11 protein-coding genes are annotated in these 14,042 nt (G+C 68.5%); 2 read left to right on the top strand and 9 right to left on the bottom strand.

Features of this window, described 5'->3' with window-relative positions:
- Nucleotides 1-87 precede the first annotated feature (87 nt).
- Both AB0D14_RS06795 and AB0D14_RS06800 read left to right on the top strand, forming a co-directional pair.
- Entirely contained in the window at nucleotides 88-1,149 is a 1,062-nt protein-coding gene (locus tag AB0D14_RS06795) for a branched-chain amino acid ABC transporter permease (RefSeq protein WP_362775808.1), read from the top strand.
- Nucleotides 1,150-1,154: 5 nt separating this feature from the next.
- Nucleotides 1,155-2,423, top strand: coding sequence for an ABC transporter substrate-binding protein (locus tag AB0D14_RS06800; RefSeq protein ID WP_362775810.1), 1,269 nt, complete (start codon nucleotides 1,155-1,157; stop codon nucleotides 2,421-2,423).
- 190 nt (nucleotides 2,424-2,613) lie between these two features.
- Here AB0D14_RS06800 and pssA read toward each other — a convergent pair whose 3' ends face one another.
- The 9 genes from pssA to AB0D14_RS06845 all read right to left on the bottom strand — a co-directional run bounded on the left by pssA (nucleotide 2,614) and on the right by AB0D14_RS06845 (nucleotide 13,611).
- Nucleotides 2,614-3,432: a CDP-diacylglycerol--serine O-phosphatidyltransferase gene (pssA, locus tag AB0D14_RS06805; RefSeq protein WP_362775812.1), complete on the bottom strand. Its 819-nt coding sequence runs from the start codon at nucleotides 3,430-3,432 to the stop codon at nucleotides 2,614-2,616.
- A gap of 22 nt (nucleotides 3,433-3,454) precedes the next feature.
- Nucleotides 3,455-4,111, bottom strand: a complete 657-nt coding sequence (locus AB0D14_RS06810) for a phosphatidylserine decarboxylase (RefSeq protein WP_362775565.1) — start codon at nucleotides 4,109-4,111, stop codon at nucleotides 3,455-3,457.
- Nucleotides 4,112-4,281: 170 nt separating this feature from the next.
- The gene (locus tag AB0D14_RS06815) at nucleotides 4,282-5,487 is read right to left on the bottom strand and encodes an acyl-CoA dehydrogenase family protein (RefSeq protein ID WP_362775567.1); all 1,206 of its coding nucleotides are present in this window, start codon (nucleotides 5,485-5,487) and stop codon (nucleotides 4,282-4,284) included.
- 2 nt (nucleotides 5,488-5,489) lie between these two features.
- Complete coding sequence (locus AB0D14_RS06820) at nucleotides 5,490-6,002, bottom strand: MaoC family dehydratase (protein WP_362775569.1); 513 nt, start codon at nucleotides 6,000-6,002, stop codon at nucleotides 5,490-5,492.
- 4 nt (nucleotides 6,003-6,006) lie between these two features.
- The gene (locus AB0D14_RS06825) at nucleotides 6,007-6,981 is read right to left on the bottom strand and encodes a CoA ester lyase (protein WP_362775571.1); all 975 of its coding nucleotides are present in this window, start codon (nucleotides 6,979-6,981) and stop codon (nucleotides 6,007-6,009) included.
- On the bottom strand, nucleotides 6,978-9,005 hold the full coding sequence (locus tag AB0D14_RS06830; protein ID WP_362775572.1) for a protein meaA: 2,028 nt from the start codon (nucleotides 9,003-9,005) through the stop codon (nucleotides 6,978-6,980). The genes AB0D14_RS06825 and AB0D14_RS06830 overlap by 4 nt, the downstream gene beginning before the upstream one ends.
- Before the next feature lie 10 nt (nucleotides 9,006-9,015).
- Nucleotides 9,016-10,353 carry a crotonyl-CoA carboxylase/reductase gene (gene ccrA / locus AB0D14_RS06835; RefSeq protein WP_362775574.1) on the bottom strand — a complete coding sequence of 446 codons (1,338 nt, stop codon included), beginning with the start codon at nucleotides 10,351-10,353 and terminating at the stop codon, nucleotides 9,016-9,018.
- A gap of 425 nt (nucleotides 10,354-10,778) precedes the next feature.
- On the bottom strand, nucleotides 10,779-11,588 hold the full coding sequence (locus tag AB0D14_RS06840; RefSeq protein WP_362775575.1) for a TetR family transcriptional regulator: 810 nt from the start codon (nucleotides 11,586-11,588) through the stop codon (nucleotides 10,779-10,781).
- A gap of 151 nt (nucleotides 11,589-11,739) precedes the next feature.
- Nucleotides 11,740-13,611, bottom strand: a complete 1,872-nt coding sequence (locus AB0D14_RS06845) for a 3-hydroxyacyl-CoA dehydrogenase family protein (RefSeq protein ID WP_362775577.1) — start codon at nucleotides 13,609-13,611, stop codon at nucleotides 11,740-11,742.
- Nucleotides 13,612-14,042 lie beyond the last annotated feature (431 nt).

Consider the following 14,042-nt stretch of genomic DNA (forward strand, 5'->3'; position numbering starts at 1 on the left):
GTGTCCAAAGCCTCCGTGTCCAAAGCTTCTGTGCCCGAAGCCTCCGTGTCCAGAACAACCGTCTCCGAAGTCCCCACCCGCCGCCCCCTGCGGTTCGCCCCCCGTACGCGTACGTACGTCTGGGCCGGCGGCGGTCTCCTCCTGTTCGCTCTGCCCTTCTACCTGGACCGGTTCTGGCTCCAGGCGGGCCTGTTCGCGATGGCCGCGGCGATCGGCGCGATCGGGCTCAACCTGCTCACCGGCTCCACGGGCCAGCTCTCCATGGGGCACGCCTTCTTCCTCGCGGTCGGCGCGTACGGCTACTGCGTGTTCGCCGCGGAGGGCGGGGACGGGCTGACCGGCCTCGGCCTGCCGACCTGGCTCGCGGCCGTCCTCGCCGTCCTGGTCGCCGGCCTCGCGGGCGGTCTCTTCAGCCCCATCGCGGGACGCCTGCGCGGCGCCTACCTGGGCATCGCCACCCTCGCGCTGATCTTCATCGGCCAGCACGTGCTGTTCAACGCCCGCGACCTCACCGGCGGCTTCAACGGCCGCGACGTACCTCCCCTGAGCCTGTTCGGGCTCACCTTCGACGACCGTGAGCTCCTCGTCGCCAACGTCCCGTTCGGCTCCGCGGAGAAGCTCTGGTACGCGGGACTCGTCCTGCTTCTCGGCTGCGCGCTCTTCGCCCGCGGGGTGCTCCGCGGGCGACCGGGGCGCGCCATGAACGCGATCCGCGACCACCGCATCGCGGCCGGTGTCATCGGCGTCCCCGTGGCCCGCTACCGGGCCGCCGTCTTCGTCCTGTCCTCGATGTACGCGGGCCTCGCGGGCGTTCTGCTCGCCCTGGTCTTCCAGCGGACGGTGCCGGACTACTTCGGCATCACGCTGTCGCTCGAGTACCTCGCCATGATCGTCATCGGCGGGCTCGGCTCGGTCTCGGGGGCGGTGATCGGGGCGGTGTTCGTCTCCGTGCTGCCGCAGCTGCTGACCCGCTACAGCGATGCGCTGCCCCTGGTCTCCGCCCCTGGTACGGGCGGGATCGCTCCGGGCGAGGCATCCCGGTACCTCTATGGCGCCGCCGTTGTCGCGGTGGTGCTCTTCCTGCCCGGCGGCCTGGTCAGGGTGGCCGCCGGGCGACGCTTCAGGACCGATCCAGGGGAGGAACGATGAGCACGATGAAGGCGACGAACACGGCCAGGGTGACCGCCGGTGCACTCGCGGCGCTGTTGCTGCTGTCCGGCTGCAGTGCGAAGGCCAAGGACGATGACGACAAGAAGGGCGGCACCGCCGCGGGAGAGGTGAAGACCGGTGAGGGCATCTCCGGCAAGACGATCACGCTGGGCGCCCTCACCGACATGACGGGGGTCTACGCGACCCTCGGCAAGAGCGTCACCCAGGCCCAGCAGCTCTATGTGAAGCAGCTGAACGCCGACGGGGGCGTGTGCGGCTACAAGGTCGCCCTCAGCGTCCGCGACCACGGCTACGACCCGCAGAAGGCCGTCTCCGGGTACACGGAGCTGGCGCCCAAGGTGCTCGGGTTCGCCCAGTTCATCGGCTCGCCGTTCGTCGCCGCAGTCAAGCAGCGCATCGACGGACAGGACAAGGGCCTGGTCCTGCCGCAGGCGTGGTCGTCCGCCCTGCTCGGCAGCCCCTACATCCGGGTCATCGGGTCCACGTACGACATCGAGACGATCAACGCCGTCGACTTCCTGATGAAGGAGAAGGGCCTCAAGAAGGGCGACAAGCTCGGGCACGTCTACTTCGAGGGCGACTACGGTGAGAGCGCGCTGACCGGCTCCAAGCACATCGCGAAGGAGGCCGGTCTGACCGTCGTCGAGCAGAAGATCAAGCCGACCGACAACGACATGACCGCGCAGGTCGCAGCCCTGAAGAAGGCCGGCGTCAAGGCCGTCGTGATCAGTGCGGGCCCGCGCCAGGCGGCCTCCCTGGTCGGTGTCGCCGCGGCCGGCGGCTTCGACGTCCCGATCATCGGCAACAACTCGGCCTTCGCGCCGCAGCTCCTGGCCACCCAGGCTGGTCCGGCCCTGATGAAGAACTACTACGTGGCCTCGCCCTCACTCCCCATCGGCGCGGACACCCCGGGGGCCAAGAAGCTGGTGGCCGACTACAAGAAGGCGTACCCGAAGGACTCCCTCGACAACGGCGTGGTCGCGGGCTGGACGGCGGTCTCCGCGTTCGGCGAAGCCCTGAAGAAGGCCTGCGAGACCAAGGACCTGACCCGCGAGAGCGTGGACAAGGCCCTGCTCACCATCGACGCCCTGGACACGGGCTTCGGCATCCCGCAGAACTTCACCGACCCCAAGGCCCCCTCCTCCAAGCAGAGCGTCATCCTGAAGCCCGACAAGTCGGTCACAGGCGGCATGAAGGTGGTCCGTGAGGCAGAGGCCTCAACGGTGGCGGAGTCGTACACCCCGACTCCGTAAAACCCGACTACGTAAAAGCGGCGACGCATGGGGCGCCCCTTCAGGGGCGCGGGGAACTGCGCGACAAGCCCCCACGCACCCGCACCGTGACACACACCCCACGCACCCGCACCGTGACACACAGGGGAAGGGCCCCGGACCTTATAAGGTCCGGGGCCCTTCCCCTGCACACACCCGCCAACGGCTGGGGCTACGGCAGCTGCGCAGCCCGCGCCTCCCGCCGGTTGCCCCTGAAGTTGTTCACCCTCCGAGCCGTGGCGAAGAGGGGAATCACCGCCCCCATCACCAGCTGGAGCGCACAGCCGGTCTGGAGCAGCAGCTGCCCGCCGGGCGCGTCGAACGCCCAGGCGGCGAGCAATGCCATGCTCAGCACGATCCAGGAGAGCATCGCGACCGCGAGACGCCCCCGCGGCTTCGGGTACTCGACCCGGCTCACCATCAGCCACGCGATACCGATGATCGCCATGAGCGTGGCGGCGAACGGCAGCTCCAGGAGCACGATGGAGACGACCGTCAGCGCGCCGAACGGCGACGGCATGCCCTGGAAGGTGCCGTCCTTGACGGTGACGCACGAGAATCTGGCCAGCCGCAGCACGACGGCCAGCAGGACCACGATGGCCCCCACCGCCGCCACCCGCTGGTGCGCGTCGTCGGCGACCATGCCGTAGACGAGCACGAAGTACGCCGGCGCCAGACCGAAGCTGATCAGGTCCGAGAGGTTGTCGAGCTCCGCGCCCATCGGGGAGGAGCGCAGCTTGCGGGCCACCAGGCCGTCGAACAGGTCGAAGACCGCGGCGCACAGCATCAGGATCACGGCGGTGGCGGCGCTGTGCCGCGCCATGCCGGTCTCCTGGCTGCCTGTGAGGTGTGGGATCAGGATGCCGGTGGTGGTGAAGTACACCGCCATGAAGCCGCACGTGGCGTTACCGAGAGTGAGCGTGTCCGCTATTGAGAGGCGGAGAGAGAGGGGCATCTCCTCCTCGTCGTCCAGCTCATCGGCCTCCGGCACCCAGCCGGTCTGCGTCTCGGGATCAATCACGGTCAATGCGAGTCACCCCCGCCACGGTCTTCTGACCGACCTCCACGTCGACCTCCACGCCCTCGGGGAGGTAGATGTCGACGCGCGAACCGAAGCGGATCAGCCCGATCCGTTCACCCTGCTCGACCTTCGTGCCCTGCGGGATGTACGGCACGATGCGCCGTGCGACCGCACCGGCGATCTGGATCATCTCGATGTCACCGAGCTCGGTGTCGAAGTGCCAGACAACGCGCTCGTTGTTCTCGCTCTCCTTGTTGAACGCCGGAACGAATCCGCCGGGGATGTGCTCGACCGACGCCACCGTGCCGGAGAGGGGCGCACGGTTGACGTGGACGTTCAGCGGGCTCATGAAGATCGCGACGCGGGTACGCCCGTCCTTCCACGGCATGATGCTCTGCACCACACCGTCGGCCGGCGAGATGACCCGGCCCTGGGTGATCTCGCGCTCGGGGTCGCGGAAGAACCACAGCATCCCCGCCGCCAGAGCGGTGGCGGGAACGGCCACAGCCTTGGCGGCGCCGGACTTGCGCGCGCGTACCAGGCTGAGGGCTGCGGTGGCGACGGTCGGGAGGAGCCACGGCGATGCTCCGCGCGCAAGACGTACGCCGGCCAGGCTGTCGCGTGGTGCAGAGGTTTGGCTGTGGGGCATGGATGACCTTCGTAGCGGATGATGCCGCGCTGTGACTGGGGACGGCGGCTTTCCCGGGATCGTACCGGTCGCGGGCCACAACTGGGTAAGCCAGGAAGCTGAGTCGGCGTCCGAAGAGTGCGAACGGGGTGTGATCTTCTTCTCGATGAAAACACCCCGAATCGGTATATCTAGCCCTGGAGTCGGTACTCTTCGAGTAGCCTGCGCCCGATGATCATTTTCTGGATCTCGGCGGTACCTTCGCCGATGAGCAGCATCGGGGCCTCGCGGTAGAGGCGCTCGATCTCGTACTCCTTCGAGAAGCCGTAGCCGCCGTGGATCCGGAAAGCGTCCTCCACCACCTCTTTGCAGTACTCGGAGGCGAGGTACTTCGCCATCCCTGCCTCGAGGTCGTTTCGCTCCCCTGAGTCCTTTTTGCGCGCCGCATTCACCATCATCGCATGGGCGGCCTCGACCTTGGTAGCCATCTCGGCCAGCTTGAACTGGATCGCCTGGTGCTGCGCGATCGGCTTGCCGAAGGTGTGACGCTGCTGGGCGTAGGAAACCCCCAGCTCGAACGCACGCTGAGCGACACCGCAGCCACGCGCGGCCACGTTGACGCGGCCCACCTCGACGCCGTCCATCATGTGGTAGAAGCCTCGGCCGGTGGCCCCGCCGAGCACACGATCGGCCGGAACGCGCAGGCCATCCATGATCAGCTCGGTGGTGTCGACCCCCTTGTAGCCCATCTTGTCGATCTTGCCGGGGATGGTCAGGCCGGGGCGGACCTCACCGAAACCGGGCTCCTTCTCCACCAGGAAGGTCGTCATCGACTTGTGGGGCGCGGTGCCCTCCGGGTGGCCTTCGTCACTCTTCACCAAAATGGCCACGAGCGTCGACGTACCGCCGTTCGTGAGCCACATCTTCTGCCCGTTCAGGACATAGTCGTCGCCGTCCCTGACCGCCTTCGACGTGATGGCGGAAACGTCGGAGCCGAGCGCCGGCTCGGACATGGAGAACGCGCCGCGCACCTCGCCCGCCGCCATGCGGGGCAGGAAGTACTCCTTCTGCTCCTGCGTGCCGTGCTGCTTGAGCATGTAGGCCACGATGAAGTGGGTGTTGATGATGCCGGACACCGACATCCAGCCGCGTGCGATCTCCTCCACGCACAGCGCGTAGGTGAGAAGCGACTCACCCAGGCCCCCGTACTCCTCGGGGATCATCAGGCCGAAGAGTCCCAACTCCTTGAGCCCGTCGACGATTGCCTGCGGGTACTCGTCGCGGTGCTCCAGCTCGGTCGCGACCGGGATGATCTCCTTGTCCACGAAGTCCCGTACGGTCGACAGGATCTCCCGCTGGATGTCGGTAAGACCGGCTGTCTGGGCGAGTCGCGCCATGGCTACTTCTCCTGCTCCTTCAGCTGGGGCCGGCCGGGCTGCTCGCCGCCGCGCTCCTTGATGTACGTCTCGGTGGGGACCATCACCTTGCGGCGGAACACACAGACCAGCGTGCCGTCCTGCTTGTAGCCCTTGGTCTCGACGTACACGATCCCGCGGTCGTTCTTCGACCTGGAGGGTGTCTTGTCGAGGACCGTGGTCTCGCCGTAGAGCGTGTCGCCGTGGAAGGTCGGCGCGACGTGCTTCAGCGACTCGATCTCCAGGTTGGCGATCGCCTTGCCCGACACATCCGGTACGGACATGCCGAGGAGCAGTGAGTAGATGTAGTTCCCGACCACGACGTTCTTGCCGAAGTCCGTGGTGTTCCCGGCGTAGTTGGCGTCCATGTGGAGCGGGTGGTGGTTCATGGTCAGGAGACAGAAGAGGTGGTCGTCGTACTCGGTGACCGTCTTCCCGGGCCAGTGTTTGTAGACCGCCCCGACCTCGAACTCCTCGTAGGTGCGTCCGAACTGCATGTGCTCAGGCCTCCGGGGCTTCGAACTTGCTGGTGCGCTCCATGCCGGCGGCCCGGCCCTTGCCGGAGATGACCAGGGCCATCTTGCGGCTGGCCTCGTCGATCATCTCGTCGCCGATCATCGCGGAGCCCTTCTTGCCGCCCGCCTCGGACGTGTAGTACTCGTACGCGTCCAGGATCAGCTCGGCGTGGTCGAAGTCCTCCTGGGACGGCGAGAAGATCTCGTTGGACGCCTCGACCTGGCCCGGGTGCAGCACCCACTTGCCGTCGAAGCCGAGGGCCGCGGCGCGCCGGGCGACCTCGCGGTAGCCGTCGACGTTGCGGATCTGCAGGTAGGGGCCGTCGATCGCCTGGAGGTTGTTGGCGCGGGCGGCCATCAGGATCTTCATCAGGATGTAGTGGTAGGCGTCCGCCGGGTAGCCGGGCGGCTGCTCGCCCACGACCAGCGACTTCATGTTGATCGACGCCATGAAGTCGGCCGGGCCGAAGATGATCGTCTCGACACGCTGGGAGGCCGTCGCGATCTCGTTGACGTTGTTCAGACCCTGGGCGTTCTCGATCTGCGCCTCGATGCCGATCCTGCCGACCTCGAAGCCCATCGTCTTCTCGATCTGCGTCAGGAGCAGGTCGAGCGCCACCACCTGCTGGGCGTCCTGGACCTTCGGCAGCATGATGCAGTCGAGGTTGGGCCCGGCGCCCTCGACGACCGTCACCACATCGCGGTACGTCCACTCGGTCGTCCAGTCGTTCACGCGCACGACCCGCGTCTTGCCCGTCCAGTCGCCCTCGTTGAGGAACTTGACGATGGTGTGCCGCGCCTCCGGCTTGGCGAGCGGCGCGCACGCGTCCTCCAGGTCCAGGAAGACCTGGTCGGCGGGCAGGCCCTGGGCCTTCTCCAGGAAACGGGGGTTCGAGCCGGGCACGGCCAGGCAGGAGCGCCGCGGGCGCAAACGGTTGACCTGGGGAGCAGGGCTGGTCATGCGGGGACCTCCAGAGGGTCGAGCTGGTGCGCTTTGCGGATCTCGTCGACGATACGGCCGATGATTCCCGTGATGTCGAAGTCCTTCGGGGTGAAGACCGCGGCCACTCCCGCGGCCCTCAGCTGCTCGGCGTCGGCGTTCGGGATGATCCCGCCGGCGATCACCGGGATGTCGGCGGCGCCGGCCTCCCGCAGCCGTTCCAGCACGTCGGGCACCAGCTGGGCGTGCGAGCCCGACAGGATGGACAGACCGACCCCGTGGACGTCCTCGGCGACGGCCGCGGCCACGATCTCCTCGGGCGTCAGCCGGATTCCCTGGTAGACCACCTCGAACCCGGCGTCGCGGGCCCGCACGGCGATCTGCTCGGCGCCGTTCGAGTGCCCGTCCAGGCCCGGCTTGCCGACCAGGAAGCGGAGCTTGCCCACACCCATGTCCTTCGCGGTCAGCTCCACCTTGCGGCGGACCGCGGCCATCGCCGTGCCCTCCTCGGCGGTCACCGCGACGGGCGCGGACGACACCCCGGTGGGGGCGCGGAACTCGCCGAACACCTCGCGCAGGGCGCCGGCCCACTCGCCGGTCGTGGCCCCGGCACGGGCGCACTCCAGGGTGGCCGCCATGAGGTTGCCGGTGCCCTTCGCCGCCTCCTTCAGCCCCTCCAGCGCCTTGCAGGGGCGCGGGTGGTTGAAAGGGGGCTGGTAGCGGGTGTCCCGCCAGTCCTGGAGGGCGGCGGTCACCCGGGCCTCGACCGCCGGGTCGACCGTCATGATGGCGGCGTCCAGGTCGGCCGTGAGCGGGTTGGGCTCGGTCGACTCGAAGATGTTGACGCCGACGATCTTCTCGTCACCGGACTCGATACGGGCCCGGCGCCGAGCGTGCGACGAGACGAGCTGCGACTTCAGGTAGCCCGACTCGACGGCCGCCATCGCGCCGCCCATCTCCTCGATCCGGTCGATCTCGGCGAACGAGTCCTCGACCAGCTCGGAGACCTTCGTCTCGACGACGTGCGAACCCTCGAAGATGTCCGCGTACTCCAGCAGGTCGCTCTCGTAGGCGAGCACCTGCTGCATGCGCAGGGACCACTGCTGGTCCCAGGGCCGGGGCAGCCCCAGCGCCTCGTTCCAGGCCGGGAGTTGGACGGCACGCGCGCGTGCGTCCTTCGAGAGGGTCACAGCCAGCATCTCCAGGACGATCCGCTGGATGTTGTTCTCGGGCTGGGCCTCGGTCAGGCCGAGGGAGTTGACCTGGACCCCGTACCGGAAACGGCGGTGCTTGGGGTTCTCGATCCCGTACCGCTCGCGCGTGATCCGGTCCCAGATACGGCCGAACGCCCGCATCTTGCACATCTCCTCGACGAAGCGGACGCCCGCGTTCACGAAGAAGGAGATGCGCGCGACCACGTCCCCCTTCCGGTCCTCGGCGATCTGGCCGGACGCGAACACCGCGTCGAGCACGGCGATCGCGGTGGACATCGCGTACGCGATCTCCTGGACCGGAGTGGCTCCCGCCTCCTGCAGGTGGTAGCTGCAGATGTTGATCGGGTTCCACTTGGGGATGTTGTTGACCGTGTAGCAGATCATGTCCGTCGTCAGACGGAGCGAGGGCACCGGCGGGAACACATGGGTGCCCCGCGACAGGTACTCCTTCACGATGTCGTTCTGGGTCGTCCCCTGGAGCTGGGTGATGTCGGCGCCCTGCTCCTCGGCGACGACCTGGTAGAGCGCCAGCAGCCACATGGCGGTGGCGTTGATGGTCATCGAGGTGTTCGTCTGCTCCAGGGGGATGTCCTGGAACAGCCGGCGCATGTCACCGAGGTGCGACACCGGCACGCCGACCCGGCCGACCTCGCCGCGGGCGAGGATGTGGTCGGGGTCGTAGCCGGTCTGGGTCGGCAGGTCGAACGCGACCGAGAGACCCGTCTGGCCCTTGGCGAGGTTGCGCCGGTACAGCTCGTTGGACGCCTCGGCCGTGGAGTGACCGGCATAGGTCCGCATGAGCCACGGCCGGTCCTTCTGGCGCTCAGTCATGGGGTGACCCTCAGACGTTCCGGAAGCGGTTGATGGCGTCGACGTGCTGGGCGCGCTTCTCCTCGTCGCGCACGCCGAGTCCCTCGGCGGGCGCCAGCGCCAGGACACCGACCTTGCCCTGGTGGAGGTTGCGGTGCACGTCGTACGCGGCCTGCCCGGTCTCCTCCAGTGAGTACACCCTGGACAGCGTCGGGTGGATCTTGCCCTTCGCGATGAGCCGGTTGGCCTCCCAGGCCTCGCGGTAGTTGGCGAAGTGCGAGCCGATGATCCGCTTCAGGGACATCCACAGGTAGCGGTTGTCGTACTCGTGGTTGTAGCCCGAGGTGGAGGCACAGGTGACGATCGTGCCGCCCTTGCGGGTGACGTACACGGAGGCGCCGAAGGTCTCGCGGCCCGGGTGCTCGAAGACGATGTCGACGTCCTCGCCGCCGGTCAGTTCGCGGATGCGCTTCCCGAAGCGCTTCCACTCCTTCGGGTCCTGGTGGTGCTCGTCCTTCCAGAACCGGTAGTCCTCGGCGTTGCGGTCGATGATCGCGTCGGCGCCCATCGCCCGGCAGATGTCCGCCTTCTGCGGGCTGCTCACCACACAGATGGGGTTGGCGCCGCCGGCGAGCGCGAACTGGGTGGCGTACGAGCCGAGACCGCCGCTCGCGCCCCAGATGAGCACGTTGTCGCCCTGCTTCATCCCGGCGCCGTTGCGCGAGACCAGCTGCCGGTACGCGGTGGAGTTGACCAGGCCGGGCGCGGCGGCCTCCTCCCACGACAGGTGGCCGGGCTTCGGCATCAGCTGGTTGGACTTCACGAGTGCGATCTCGGCGAGCCCGCCGAAGTTGGTCTCGAAGCCCCAGATGCGCTGCTCGGGGTCGAGCATCGTGTCGTTGTGGCCGTCGGACGACTCCAGTTCGACGGACAGGCAGTGCGCGACGACCTCGTCGCCGGGCCGCCAGGCGTTCACGCCCGGGCCGGTACGCAGCACGACGCCCGCCAGGTCGGAACCGATGACGTGGTACGGCAGGTCGTGGCGCTTGGTCAGCTCGCTGAGCCTGCCGTAGCGCTCCAGGAAGCTGAAGGTGGACACCGGCTCGAAGATCGAGGTCCACACCGAGTTGTAGTTGACCGAGGAGGCCATCACGGCCACCAGGGCCTCGCCGGGGCCGAGCTCCGGCACCGGCACGTCGTCCAGGTGGATCGACTTGCGGGGGTCCTTGTCGCGGGTGGTGAGCCCGGTGAACATCTCCGTCTCGTCCTTGTGCACGGTGATCGCGCGGTAGGACTCGGGGAGCGGCAGGGCGGCGAAGTCGGCGGACGTGGCCGTCCGCGACTGGATCGCGTCCAGGATTTCCTTCACGGTGTTGCCTCCGGCGATGAGCGTCCGAGGGGAACGCTGAGGGTTACGTCGGGTGGGTAGCTGCTGGTGAGGCGTGCCGTCGGTTCGGCGGAGGGTGGTACTCGGCGGCGCTTTGTGGCGCGGAAGGGTGCCTGTGACGCAGGCGTCCGGGCACGCAAACCTTGGCTTGCGGGGACAGCCGGCGTACGGAGGATCGCTGCACGCCGGCCGCCCGGACCTCTTCAACGTATGACACGCCGTGCCATCTAGCAAGGCACCGAGTGCCAACAATTTCTCTCACTTGTCATCTGTCGTTAACAGATGAGCGATGATCGATCAGAGCTGAGTCTGGAAACGGCAGAGAAGGACCAAAAAACGGCAGAGAAGGATCAAAAAGGGGCACAGCCCTGGCGGGCGTGCCCCTTCAGTGGTGCTGGAACGGTCCTCTACGAGTGTTCCTTGAGAGCTTGCTCGATCGTGCGCATCACCTGGTGCAGCGGGGCGTCGACCCGGGCCACGGTCACCAGCACCTCACCCTCCACCGAGGCCGTGGGCGTCGAGTGCGCGGAGGCGTCCCGCCCGGCACCTATCCCGGTACCGAAGGTCTTCCTGACGATCGAGAAGGCGTGGTCCAGCTGCGCCTCGACGTCCCCCTGGGCGCCCGCCCGCAGCCACCTGCGCAGTACGTGGTTGTGGGCGGTGACCACGGCCGACGCGGCCACTTCCGCGAGCAGCGGGTCGTCGTTGGCGTCGTCGTCGTGGGCGTGCTCGTCGAAGTGCCCCAGCAGATAGCGGGTGAACAGCCGCTCGTACCGGGCCACGGAGGCGATCTCCGCCTCCCGCAGCGTCGGCACCTCACGCGTGAGCTTGTAGCGCGAGACCGAGATCTCCGGCCGGGCCGCGTACATCTTCATGACTTCCTTGATCCCGCGGCACACCGTGTCCAGCGGATGCTCGTGCGCCGGCGCGGCGTTGAGCACCGCCTCGGCCCGGGTCAGGGTGTCGTCGTGGTCCGGGAAGATGGCCTCTTCCTTGGAGCGGAAGTGCCGGAAGAAGGTGCGCCGGGCGACCCCGGCCGCGGCCGCGATCTCGTCGACCGTCGTCGCCTCGTACCCCTTCGTCGCGAAGAGCTCCATCGCGGCGGCCGCCAGTTCTCGGCGCATCTTGAGCCGTTGCGCGGCTGCGCGACCGCCCGCGGCGCTCTCCGGCGCGTCGGACGTGGCTGGTGTACGGGAGGACTTGGCGGGCGGGGACATGCCCCGAACGTACTGCATGGACGCGGCGGAGCGCTCGTGACCGGGTCTTTCCCCACCCGGCGCCGGACAGGCGGCGCCGACCGGGTCGAGCAGCCCGCCCCAGTCCGCGCGGCCGTCTCCGGGCCGGAGGCCGGCCCGGAGGTCGCGCGGCTCAGCGTCGCGCATATTCGCGGAAGCCGCGGCCCGTCTTGCGGCCGAGGCAGCCCGCGGCCACCAGATGCTCCAGGAGGGGCGCCGGGGCCAGCCCGGGGTCGCGGAACTCGCGGTGCAGCACCTTCTCGATGGCCAGCGAGACATCGAGGCCGACCACGTCGAGGAGTTCGAACGGGCCCATCGGGTAGCCGCCGCCGAGCTTCATCGCGGCGTCGATGTCGTCGAGTGTCGCGTAGTGCTCCTCGACCATCTTGATCGCGTTGTTCAGGTACGGGAACAGCAGCGCGTTCACGATGAAGCCCGCCCGGTCGCCGCAGTCCACCGGGTGCTTGCGGACCTTCGAGCACAGCTCACGGACTGTGGCGTGCACGTCGTCGGCCGTCAGGACCGTGCGCACGACCTCGACGAGTTTCATGGCGGGTGCCGGGTTGAAGAAGTGCATGCCGATCACGTCCTGCGGCCGCGAGGTGGCGCGGGCGCAGGCGACGACGGGCAGCGAGGAGGTCGTGGTGGCCAGGATCGCCCCCGGCTTGCAGACCTTGTCGAACACCGCGAAGAGCTGCTGCTTGATCTCCAGGTCCTCGGCGACGGCCTCCAGGGCCAGATCGACCTCGGCGAAGGCGTCGTACGAGCCCGCCGGGACGACGCGCTCCAGGGCTGCCGCGGCCGCCTCGGCGGTCATGCGCCCCTTGTCGACGGAGCGCGAGAGCGACTTGCCGATACGGGCCCTGGCGGACTGTGCCTTCTCCTCGCTGCGTGCGGCGAGGACGACCTCGTACCCGGCCTTCGCGAAGACCTCGGCGATGCCGGACGCCATCGTCCCGGAGCCCGCGACGCCCACCGAGCGGACGGTCCGGCCGGCCGTCGCGGACCCCGCGGCGGACGGCGTCAGCGCGTCCGGGACGACGGTCGCGCTGCCCGGGGCGTCGTACGTGTAGAAGCCGCGTCCCGACTTGCGGCCGGTCAGGCCCGCCTGGCTGAGCTGCTTCAGGGCGGGCGTCGGGGCGTGCAGCCGGTCGTGCGACTCCGCGTACATGGCCTCCAGGACCGTACGCGCGGTGTCGACGCCGATCAGGTCGAGCAGGGCGAGCGGGCCCATGGGCAGGCCGCAGCCGAGCCTCATCGCGGCGTCGATGTCCTCGCGGCTGGCGTACTTCGCCTCGTACATCGCGGCGGCCTGGTTGAGGTAGCCGAAGAGCAGGCCGTCGGCGACGAATCCGGGGCGGTCGCCGACCGCGACGGGCTCCTTGCCGAGTTCGAGGGCGAGGTCGGTGACGGCGGCGACGGCGCCCGGCGCGGTCAGCACGGACGACACGACCTCGACGAGCTTCATCGCGGGCGCCGGGTTGAAGAAGTGCAGGCCCAGCACCCGCTCGGGGTGGGCCGAGTCGGCGGCCAGCCGGGTGACCGACAGCGCGTTCGTGCCGGTCGCCAGGATGGTCCCCGGCCGCACGACACCGTCCAGCTCCCGGAAGATCTGGTGCTTGATCTCGTACGACTCGGGAGCCACCTCGATCACCAGGTCGGCGTCGGCCGCGGCCCCCAGGTCGGTGAACGTACGGAAGCGGGCGAGGGTGTCGTCGCGTTCCTGCTCGGTGAGACGCCCGCGTCGCACGGCACGGGCGGTCGCGGAGCCGAGCGCGGCGGTGGCCCGGGCCGCGGCGGCCTCGCTGATGTCGATGCCGACGACCTCGCGGCCGGCCCGGGCGAGGATCTCGGCGATACCGGTGCCCATCGTGCCGAGCCCGACGACGGCGACGGTCTTGAGGGACGTCTCCACGGAGGACACAGACGACACGGACGACACCGAGGACACGGAGGACGAAGGGGACGAGGGAGACGAGGAGGGGTCGGACAGGGGAGTGGCCATCGCGGGACTCCAGGAATGAGTGACGACTGAGGGACGCACCGGGATACGCCGAAGGGCGCACGGAAGTGCGGAGGTTGCGGGTGCCAGTGCCAGTGCCTGTCGCGGCACTGGAGGTGCTGCCGGGCTTCTGAGCGCACACGCCCGGTGCCGCTCGCGGGTGTGGAGCACGGATCCGCGAAGCGGTGAGGAGAATCCGACCGGCCCTGTCCCGGAGCCAGGTCGTACTGAGGTACCTGAAGTACCGAACCGACCAGCTCCCTCACAGCCCTTGAGGCGTGAGGGTGATTCCGCGGCAGCTGCGTCACCAGGCCGCCACGGACAAGTCCACGAGTGGGTAACTCGCTCGATTGAGCTTAACCGGTGAGTAACGAGCGCGCCAGCCCCTCTTCCTGGTCCGGTCCATGTGACGTCCGTCGCGGATAGTCTCTGTT

It is taken from the genome of Streptomyces sp. NPDC048484, from assembly GCF_040651415.1.
Classification (GTDB): Bacteria; Actinomycetota; Actinomycetes; order Streptomycetales; family Streptomycetaceae; genus Streptomyces.

What these genes read in the sequence shown, in the direction of transcription:
- AB0D14_RS06825 (WP_362775571.1), bottom strand. Translation starts at nt 6,981, where the DNA reads ATGACCAGCCCTGCTCCCCAGGTCAACCGTTTGCGCCCGCGGCGCTCC.
- AB0D14_RS06830 (WP_362775572.1), bottom strand. Translation starts at nt 9,005, where the DNA reads ATGACTGAGCGCCAGAAGGACCGGCCGTGGCTCATGCGGACCTATGCC.
- AB0D14_RS06845 (WP_362775577.1), bottom strand. Translation starts at nt 13,611, where the DNA reads ATGGCCACTCCCCTGTCCGACCCCTCCTCGTCTCCCTCGTCCCCTTCG.
- AB0D14_RS06820 (WP_362775569.1), bottom strand. Translation starts at nt 6,002, where the DNA reads ATGCAGTTCGGACGCACCTACGAGGAGTTCGAGGTCGGGGCGGTCTAC.
- AB0D14_RS06810 (WP_362775565.1), bottom strand. Translation starts at nt 4,111, where the DNA reads ATGCCCCACAGCCAAACCTCTGCACCACGCGACAGCCTGGCCGGCGTA.
- AB0D14_RS06800 (WP_362775810.1), top strand. Translation starts at nt 1,155, where the DNA reads ATGAAGGCGACGAACACGGCCAGGGTGACCGCCGGTGCACTCGCGGCG.
- AB0D14_RS06815 (WP_362775567.1), bottom strand. Translation starts at nt 5,487, where the DNA reads ATGGCGCGACTCGCCCAGACAGCCGGTCTTACCGACATCCAGCGGGAG.
- AB0D14_RS06840 (WP_362775575.1), bottom strand. Translation starts at nt 11,588, where the DNA reads ATGTCCCCGCCCGCCAAGTCCTCCCGTACACCAGCCACGTCCGACGCG.